Source organism: Streptomyces sp. BRA346 (assembly GCF_052851135.1).
The window spans coordinates 19,694-29,796 of sequence record NZ_JAIWIH010000081.1; the positions used below are offsets into that span (position 1 = coordinate 19,694).

At 73.8% G+C, this 10,103-nt stretch carries 1 protein-coding gene and 1 pseudogene; both read right to left on the reverse strand.

What is annotated here, in order from left to right; translation table 11 throughout:
* Positions 1-218: 218 nt before the first annotated feature.
* Positions 219-5,128 (reverse strand): annotated as a pseudogene (locus LCH29_RS42810) (type I polyketide synthase).
* Between the two features lie 102 nt (positions 5,129-5,230).
* Positions 5,231-10,103 (reverse strand): SDR family NAD(P)-dependent oxidoreductase (locus LCH29_RS42815; protein ID WP_446467093.1); only part of this gene is annotated, 4,873 nt, incomplete at its 5' end.

Consider the following 10,103-nt stretch of genomic DNA (forward strand, 5'->3'; position numbering starts at 1 on the left):
AGATCCTCAACAGGGGAGCCGGTAACCAACAACCAATTAGTCGACTTCTCCACGAGAGGCTATGCGCGGGTTAACCCTCCCGACAACCCCTAGCTGCCCCCTATGACCCCCTGGTGACCCAGGGACTCGATAGGGGGCAGCCGGTATTGGAGAGCTCTATTCAAGGGTGAGGAAAATCCTGTCCGACATCGAGAACGACGTCAATAGCAGAATTCTCGTCATGCCCTTCCCAGGCCCTTGTTGATGAATGCGAACAGCTCTTCGTCGCTGGCCGACTGAAGCTGATCGGCCTCGGCCGCGCCCTGGGCGAGGGCCTCGGACGGGGCCGCCGCGGGCTCGGCCGGGGCCGCCGTGTCGTCCGACTCGTTCCACTTCGCCAGCAGCGACTGGAGGCGCATGGTGATGCGCGCCCGGGTGATGTTGTCGGGTGCGCTGTCGGCGAGCACCGTCTCCAGCTTGTCGAGTTCTTCGAGCACCGGGGCGCCGGTGGCCGCCGCGTCGGGTGCGATCTCGGCCCGCATATGGGCCGCCACGGCGGCCGGGGTCGGGTGGTCGAAGATCAGGGTCGGCGGCAGCTTGAGCCCGCTGGCCGCGCCCAGCCGGTTGCGGAGTTCGACCGCGGTGAGCGAGTCGAAGCCCAGGTCCTTGAACGCCCGGCCCGCCTCGATCGCCTCGGCCCCGGAGTGCCCCAGCACGGCGGCGACCGCGCCGCGGACCAGTTCCAGCAGCACCCGCTCGCGCTCGGTCTCGGGCAGCGTCGCGAGCTGACCGGCCAGCGCCTCCCCGGCGGCGGCCTCGTCGGCCGCGTCGGCCCGCATCTCCGCCACGACCTCGCGCGCCTCGGACAGTTCGTCCAGCAGCGGCCGCGGCCGGTCGGCGGTGAAGGCGAGGGTGAAGCGGCGCCAGTCCATGGCGATGACGGTGAGCGCCGTCTCGTCCCGGTCCAGGGCGTGCTGGAGCGCAGCCGTGGCGGGCAGCGGCGCCATCTCGTTGATGCCGTGGCGGCGCATCCGGTCGCCGGTGGCGCCGTCCACCGTGCCGCCGTCGCCCCACGGGCCCCAGGAGATCGTGGTGGCGGGCAGCCCGTCCGCGCGGCGCTGCTCGGCGAAGCTGTGCAGGAACGCGTTGCCGGGCGCCTGGTTGCCCTGGCCCGGTGCGCCGAACGTCGCGGAGAAGTGCGAGAACAGCACGAACGCGGTCAGGTCCAGCTCCCGCGTCAGCTCGTGGAGATGGCGCGTGGCGTCCACCTTGAGCCGCAGCACACGCTCGGCCTGATCCGGGGTCAGCCCCTCGATCACCCCGTCCTCGATGACCGCGGCGGTGTGCATGACGGCCGTCAGCGGCTGGTCGGCCGGGATGGCGGCGAGGGTGTCGGCGAGCGCGGCGCGGTCGGTCACATCGCAGGCCGCGAGGGTGACCTTGGCGCCGAGGCCGGTCAGTTCGGCCTCCAGCTCCACCGCGCCGGGCGCGTCCGCGCCCCGGCGGCTCGCCAGCACCAGGTGTTCGGCGCCGTTGCGGGCCAGCCAGCGGGCCACCTCCGCGCCCAGGCGTCCCGTACCGCCGGTGACCAGCGTGGTGCCGGACGGCTTCCAGGACCGTACGGGGGGCGTGTCGGCGAGCGGGGCGCGCACCAGCCGCGGCCCGAAGACGCCCGCCTCGCGGATCGCCACCTGGTCCTCGTCGTGCTCGGCGGCGAGGACCCCCATGAGCCGGGACAGCGCCTGCTCGTCGGGCGCCTGGGGCAGGTCGACCAGACCGCCCCAGCGCTCCAGGTGCTCCAGCGCGGCCACCCGGCCCAGGCCCCAGACGAGGGCCTGTTCGGGGCATTCCGGCCGGTCGTCGCCGCCGGTGGAGACCGCGCCCTGCGTCAGGCACCACAGCGGGGCGCCGATCCCGGCGTCGCCGAGCGCCTGGATCAGGGCGAGCTGGGCGGCGGCTCCGGCGGGCAGGGCAGCGTCCCCCGCGTCCCCATCCCCGGCCGGGGCGAGCAGCGACAGCACACCCGTGAACTCACCATCGGCCTCCGCGAGCGCGGTACGCACCCACTCGGCGAGCTGTTCGCGGCCGTCGGCGCCGGGGTTCACCACGATCTGCTGGACGGAGGCACCGCGCCCGGTCAGCGCGCCGGTCACGGCGGCCGTCCACGCGTCGTCGGTGCCGGCCGCGACGACGAGCCAGCTGCCGCCCGGGCGCGCGGACGGCGCATCGGCGAGCGGCCGCCACGTCACGCGGTAGCGCCAGCCGTCCACCGTGGACTGCTCGCGGGCCTGCTTGCGCCACGAGGCGAGGGCGGGCAGGACGGCGCTCATCGGCTGGTCGCCGTCGACGGTCAGCTCGGCGGCCAGGGCCTGCCAGTCCTCGGCCTCCACCGCCGCCCAGAACTTCGCCTCCACGGCGTCGTGCCGCGTCTCCCCCGACCCCGCCGCGCGCCCCGGCCCGGCCTCGGGCCAGTAGCGCTGCTGCTGGAAGGCGTACGTGGGCAGGTCGATACAGCGGGCCCCGGTGCCGTCGAACACCGCGTGCCAGTCCACGGCGACACCGCGCGACCACGCCTCGCCGACGGACGCCCAGAAGCGGTCCAGACCGCCCTCGTCGCGGCGCAGCGAACCGATCGCGGCCGCGTCCACACCGGCGTCCTCGGCGGTGTCCTGCACGCCCATCGTCAGCACCGGATGGGCGCTGGACTCGATGAACACGCCGAAGCCCTCGTCCAGCAGACGGCGTACGGCAATCTCCAACTCGACCGTGCGCCGCAGGTTGGTGAACCAGTACTCCGCGCCCAGCTCCGGGCCTTCGACCCACTCCCCCGTGACCGTCGACAGGAACGGCACCCGCGCGGTCTTGGGCTGTACGGGGGCCAGCAGCGTGAGGAGTTCATCGCGCAGCAACTCCACCTGCGCCGAGTGCGAGGCGTAATCCACCGGCACCCGGCGCGCCCGCACCTCCTCCGCCTCGCACGAGGCCAGCAGCTCATCCAGCGCCGCCGGTTCGCCCGACACGACCACGGCCGACGGGCCGTTCACGGCCGCCACCGAGATCCGCTCCTCACCCCACGCCGCGATCCGCTCCCGTACCTCCGACACCGGCAGCGCCACCGACACCATGCCGCCCTTGCCCGCCGCAACGCCACCACGCGGGCCGCGTCCTTCAGCGACAGGACGCCCGCCACGCACGCCGCGGCGATCTCGCCCTGCGAGTGGCCGATCACGGCGGCCGGTTCGACGCCGAGCGAGCGCCACACCTCGGCCAGCGACACCATCACGGCGAACAGCACCGGCTGGACCACGTCCACCCGGTCCAGCGACGGCGCCCCGTCCACACCGCGCAGCACATCGACCAGCGACCAGTCGGTGAACTCCGCGAGCGCGGCGGCGCACTCCTCGATGCGGGCGGCGAACACCGGCGAGGCGTCCATCAGACCCACGCCCATCCGCACCCACTGGGACCCCTGCCCCGGGAAGACGAATGCCGTCTGACCTGCGACGACGGAGCCCCGCTCGACGCCAGCGGCCATGCCGCCGTCGGCGAGGGCGGTCAGCCCGGCCATCAGTTCGTCGCGGTCCCGGCCCTGGACGACACCGCGTACGTCCAGCGCGGCGCGGGTCGTCGCCAGCGACAGGCCCATGTCCACCGGGCGCAGCGCCGGTTCGTCGTGGAGGCGGTCCAGCAGCCGCCGGGCCTGGGCGCGCAGCGCCGCCTCGCTCTTGCCGGACACCACCCACGGCACCACGCCGGGCTGCTTCGCCACCAACTCGACCGGTTCCCGCTCCTCGGCGGGCGCCTGCTCGATGATGGTGTGCGCGTTGGTGCCGCTGAAGCCGAACGAGGAGATGCCCGCGCGGCGCGGACGGCCCGTCTCGGGCCACTGCGTGGCCGACCTGACCAGCGAGACCGCGCCCGAGGACCAGTCGATGTGCGGGGACGGTTCGGCGATGTGCAGCGACTCGGGCACCACACCGTGCCGCATGGCCAGCACCATCTTCATCACGCCCGCGATGCCCGCGGCGCCCTGGGTGTGGCCGATGTTGGACTTCACCGACCCCAGCAGCAGCGGCAGTTCCTCGGGCCGGTCCGCGCCGTACGTGGCGAGCAGCGCCTGCGCCTCGATCGGGTCGCCCAGCGACGTACCCGTGCCGTGCGCCTCGACCACGTCCACATCGGCGCCGGACAGCCGCGCGTTGGCCAGCGCCTGCTGGATGACGCGCCGCTGGGACGGGCCGTTGGGCGCGGTGAGGCCGTTGGACGCACCGTCCTGGTTGACCGCCGAGCCGCGGACGACCGCGAGCACCTGGTGGCCGTTCTTCCGCGCGTCCGACAGCCGCTCCAGCAGCAGGACGCCCACGCCCTCGGCCGGGCCGAAGCCGTCAGCGTCGGCCGAGAACGCCTTGCAGCGGCCGTCCTTGGACAGCCCGCGCTGACGGCTGAACTCGATGAACAGCCCCGGCGTGGACATCACATGGACACCGCCCGCGAGCGCGAGCGAGCACTCGTCCAGACGCAGCGACTGCACCGCCAGGTGCAGCGCCACCAGGGACGCGGAGCAGGCCGTGTCCACGGTGACGGCCGGGCCCTCCAGGCCGAAGGCGTAGGAGAGGCGGCCGGAGACGACGCTGCTGGCGTTGCCCGTGCCCAGGTGTCCGCCGAAGTCGTCGTCCGCGTCGAGCGCCACCGTCAGATAGTCGGAGGCGTTCATGCCCGCGAACACACCGGTCCGGCTGCCGCGCAGCGCTGCCGGGTCGATGCCCGCCCGCTCGAACGCCTCCCACGACGTCTCCAGCAGCAGCCGCTGCTGCGGGTCCATCGCCATCGCCTCGCGCGGCGAGATCCCGAAGAACGCCGCGTCGAACCGGGTGGCGTCGTCGAGGAATCCGCCCTCGCGGGTGTACGTGGTGTCCGGGGTGTCCGGGTCCGGGTCGAACAGGTTCTGGAGGTCCCAGCCCCGGTCGGCGGGGAACGCCGTCTGCGCCTCGCCACCGGAGGCCATGAGCTGCCACAGCGCCTCGGGGGTGTCGACACCGCCGGGGAAGCGGCAGCTCATGCCCACGATCGCGATCGGCTCATGGGCCTGTTCGTCGACCTCCTGGAGACGCCGATGGGCGGCGGTGAGATCGGTGGTGACCTTCTTCAGATATTCGCGGAGCTTGGCTTCGTTCGCAGTCGCCATGGACCTTCACCTATTCGCAAGTGCTCTGGATCGTCGGGGGGGTGCGGGAGTGGGTGCGGTTCGCGGTCAGCCGTTGCCGAACCTCTTGTCGATGAAGTCGAAGAGTTCGTCATCGCTGACCTCTTCGAACGCGTCCGCCTCGGCGTCCGCCCCGTCGTCGTCCGCGGTGCGACGCACGTCGTGCCACTTCGCCAGCAGCGTCTGTAGGCGCACCGTGATGTTCGCATGTGCGGCCTCGTCCGCCGCGACCGCCGCCAGGTCCTCCGGCGCCAGCGAGGACAGGCTGTTCTCCAACCGCTCCAGCTCCTCCGTGAGGGACAGTCCGGTGTCCGCGGCCTCCGGGGCCACCTCGTGGCGCAGCTGCCGCGCGAGCGCCACCGGCGTCGGGTAGTCGTACACCAGCGTCGCCGTCAGCTTCAGCCCGGTGGCCGCGTTCAGCCGGTTCCGCAGCTCCACGGCCGTCAGCGAGTCGAAGCCCAGCTCCTTGAACGCCTGCTCGGCGCCCACCTGCTCCTTCGACGCGTAGCCCAGCACGGCGGCCACCTGGCGGCGCACCAGGTCGAGAACGGTCCGCTCCTGCTGGGCCTCCGACTGCCGCGCCAGCTGCTGCGCCAGGGTGTCCGTCTCGGCGGCGTTTTCGGGCACGGCCGCGCCGCCGCTGTCGGCGGCCCGCCGCACCGGGGTGCGCACCAGGCCGCGGTAGAGCGGCAGCAGCTCCCCGGCGGAGGCGGCGCCGCGCAGCGCCGCCAGGTCCAGCCGTACGGGCACCAGCACCGCTTCGCCGGTCACCGTGCGCGCCGCGTCGAACAGGGCGAGGCCCTCTTCGGCGGACAGCGGCAGCACACCGCCGCGCGCCGCCCGCTTCAGGTCGGCCTCGCCGATCCTGCCGCCCATGCCGCGCGCCTCGGCCCACATGCCCCACACGAGGGACTGCGCGGCCAGGCCGGTGGCGCGGCGGTGTCCGGCGAGCGCGTCGAGGAACACGTTCGCCGCGGCGTAACCGCCCTGCCCCGCGCCGCCGATCGTGCCGGCCGCGGCCGAGAAGAGCACGAACGCGGACAGGTCCAGATCGCGGGTCAGCTCGTGCAGGTTGACCGCCGCGTCGACCTTCGGCCGCAGCACGCGGTCGAGCCGCTCCGGCGTCAGCATGTCGATGACACCGTCGTCGAGGACGCCCGCGGTGTGCACCACGGCCGTCAGCGGACGGTCGGCCGGAATCCCGGCCAGCAGCCCGGCCAGCGCCTCCCGGTCGGCCGCGTCACACGCGACGACCGTGGCCTCGGCACCCAACTCGGCGAGCTCGGAGGTCAGTTCGGCCATGCCCTCGGCGGCGGGGCCGCTGCGGCTGGTCAGCAGCAGATGGCGGACACCGTGCGTGGTGGCCAAGTGGCGGGCCACCAGCCTGCCCAGACCACCGGTGGCGCCGGTGACCAGGACGGTGCCCTCGGTGTCGAGGGTGTTCCGTACCGGCTCGGTGGCCGGGGCCTCGACCCGGGCCAGGCGCGGTGCGTACGCCGCCCCCGCGCGCAGCGCGATCTCGGGCTCGCCCGAGTCCAGCGCCGCCGCGATCGCCGGGTACGACACCTCGCCGTCGACGTCGAGCAGCACGAACTGCCCCGGGTTCTCCGTCTGCGCGGACCGCAGCAGCCCCCATACGGGCGCGTTCACCAGGTCCGCGACCTCGGTGTCCCCGGCCGCGGCGACCGCGCCGCGCGTGACCAGCACCAGCCGGGCGCTGCCGGGCCGACCACCGTTCAGCCACTCCTGGACCAGGCCCAGGGCCCGGTGGGTGGCCGCGTGCGCGTCCGCGACGAGGTCGCCACCGCCTGTTCCGGGCTCGGGCAGGAAGGGCACCAGGACCGTGTCCGGCGCCGTCCCGTCCATCACGACCGCCATGTCGAGCGCCGTCAGGTCGTCGTGGGCCGTGGCGGTGTGCCCGGCCGCGTCGAGGGCCACGCTCAGCTTGAGGTCGTCGCCGCCGACCACGGCGAAGCGCGTCGGCGCACTCTCCGAAGCCGCCGTCACCGGCGCCCAGTCGACCCGGAACAGCGTGTCCCGGTGCCCGGACGTCGCCGCCGCTCCGGCGATCCGATTCGCGTCCAGCGGCTCGGCGGCCAGCGCGTCCACCGACGCGACGAGCGCACCCGTCCCATCGGCCGCCACCAGCGACACCGTGCCACTCTCAGTCGGCGCGAGCCGTACGCGCAGCGCCTCGGCGCCCACCGCGTACAGGCTCAGCCCCCGCCACGAGGCCGCCACCGCGGCACCGTCCACGGCCAGCCCCAGCGGCTGGAGCGCACCGTCCAGCAGCGCCGGGTGCAGCGCGAAGCGGGCGGCGTCCGCCTGCTGCGCCTCGCCGACGCGCACCTCCGCGTACAGCTCCTCGCCGCGCCGCCACACGTGGCGCAGGCTCTGGAACGCCGGGCCGTGCAGCAGCCCGGCGCGCGCCATGCCCGCGTACAGCGCAGCGGTGTCCACCGGCTCCGCGCCGGCGGGCGGCCATACGGCGAACTCGGCAACGGGTGCCGGGGCCTCGGCCGATGCGAGAACGCCACCGGCGTGCCGCGTCCACGGCTGGTCGGACCCCGCACCCTCCGGGCGCGAGTACACCGCCAGCGGGCGACGGCCCTCGCCGTCGGGCTCGCCGACCGACACGCGCAGCTGCACCCCGCCGCGCTCCGGCAGGATCAGCGGCTCCTCGAGGCCCAGCTCCGCCAGCAGCCCACAGCCCACATGGTCCCCGGCGCGCACCGCCAGCTCCACGAACGCGGAGCCCGGCAGCACGGCCGTATCGGCGACCGTGTGGTCCGCCAGCCAGGAGTGCGACGCGAGCGAGAGCCGCCCGGAGAAGAGGTACGCGTCCGCGTCGGGCAGTTCCACGGCCGCACCCAGCAGCGGGTGACCGGCCGAGCCGAGCCCGGCCGAGGCCACCTCGTCCAAGTTGAGCAGCGCGTCCACCCAGTAGCGGCTGCGCTGGAACGCGTACGTCGGCAGCCCGACCTTCCGCGCGCCCGTACCGGCGAAGTACGCCTCCCAGTCCGGGGCCGGGCCACGGACGTGGAGCCGCGCGAGGGCGTCGGTCAGCGCCTCGGCCTCCGGCTTGCCCTTGCGCAGCGCGGAGACGAACGCGATGTCGTCGCCGGTCACGCACTCCTGCGCCATGGCGGTGAGGACACCGTCCGGGCCCAGCTCGACGTACGTGGTGACGCCCCGCGCTTCGAGGGTGCGGACGCCGTCCAGGAAGCGGACCGCCTCGCGGACGTGGCGCACCCAGAAGTCGGCGGTCGCGATCTCCTCGGCGGAGACCACGTCCCCGGTGAGGTTGGAGACGATCGGGATGCTCGGGGCCTCGTACGAAAGCCCCTGCGCGACCTCGCGGAACGCGCCCAGCATCCCGTCCATGTGCGGCGAGTGGAAGGCGTGGCTGACCGTGAGGCGCTTGGTCTTACGGCCCTGCGCCTCGAAGAACGCCGCGATCTGTACGGCGTCGTCCTCGTCGCCCGCGATGACCACGGAGGTGGGGCCGTTGAGGGCGGCGATGCTGACGCGCTCGGTGAGCAGCGGCGCCACCTCGTCCTCCGAGGCCTGGACGGCGATCATCGCGCCACCGGCCGGAAGCTCCTGCATCAGACGGCCACGTGCCGCGACCAACTTCGCCGCATCCGCGAGCGACAGCACGCCCGCCACGTGGGCGGCGGCCAGCTCACCGATGGAGTGGCCGGACAGGAAGTCCGCCTTCAGACCCCACGCCTCCATCAGGCGGAACAGCGCCACCTCGATGGCGAACAGCGCGGGCTGGGTGAAGCCGGTCTGGTCCAGCGCGGCGGCGTCCTCACCGAAGAGAACATCCCGCAGCGGCCGTTCCAGATGCGTGTCCAGGTGGGCGCACACCTCGTCCAGCGCGTCCGCGAACACCGGGTACGCCTCGTACAGCTCACGCCCCATGCCGAGCCGCTGGCTGCCCTGGCCCGTGAACAGGAACGCCACCTTGCCACCGGCCACCGAGCCCTCGACCAGGCCCGGCACCTCGGTCTCGCCGCGCGCGAGCGCCGCGAGACCGGCCAGCAGCCCGTCCCCGCCGTCCGCGGTGAGCACGGCCCGGTGGTCCATGGCCGTGCGGGTCGTGGCCAGCGAGTACGCGATGTCGATGGCTGCGGCGTCGGCGCCGAGGTGGGCCAGCAGCCGTTCGGCCTGACCGCGCACGGCGGCACGGGACTTGCCCGAGAGCACCCATGGCACCGTCGGCAGAACGGCCGCCGGACCGGCCGCGGGGGTCTCCTCGGGGGCCGGGGCCTGTTCCAGCACGGTGTGCGCGTTCGTACCGCTGATGCCGAAGGCCGACACCGCGGCCCGGCGCGGACGGCCGGTCTCCGGCCACTCCCGCGCCTCCGTCAGCAGCTCCAGCTCACCGGCGGACCAGTCGACGTGCGGCGTCGGCTCGTCCACGTGCAGGGTCTGCGGCAGTACGCCGTGCTGCAACGCCAGCACCATCTTCATCACGCCCGCCACACCGGCCGCGGCCTGCGTGTGGCCGATGTTGGACTTGATGGAGCCGAGCAGCAGGGGCAGGTTGTCCGGCCGGTCCTGGCCGTAGGTGGCCAGCAGCGCCTGCGCCTCGATCGGGTCGCCCAGCGTCGTACCGGTGCCGTGGGCCTCGACCGCGTCCACCTCGGACGCGGAGAGTCCGGCCGCGGCGAGCGCCTGCCGGATGACGCGCTGCTGCGACGGGCCGTTCGGCGCCGTCAGACCGTTCGACGCGCCGTCCTGGTTGATCGCGCTGCCGCGCACGGTCGCCAGCACGGTGTGTCCGTTGCGGCGGGCGTCCGACAGCCGCTCCACGAGCAGCATGCCGACACCCTCGCCCCAACCGGTGCCATCCGCACCGGCCGCAAAGGCCTTGATACGACCGTCCGCCGCCAGCCCCCGCTGACGGCTGAAG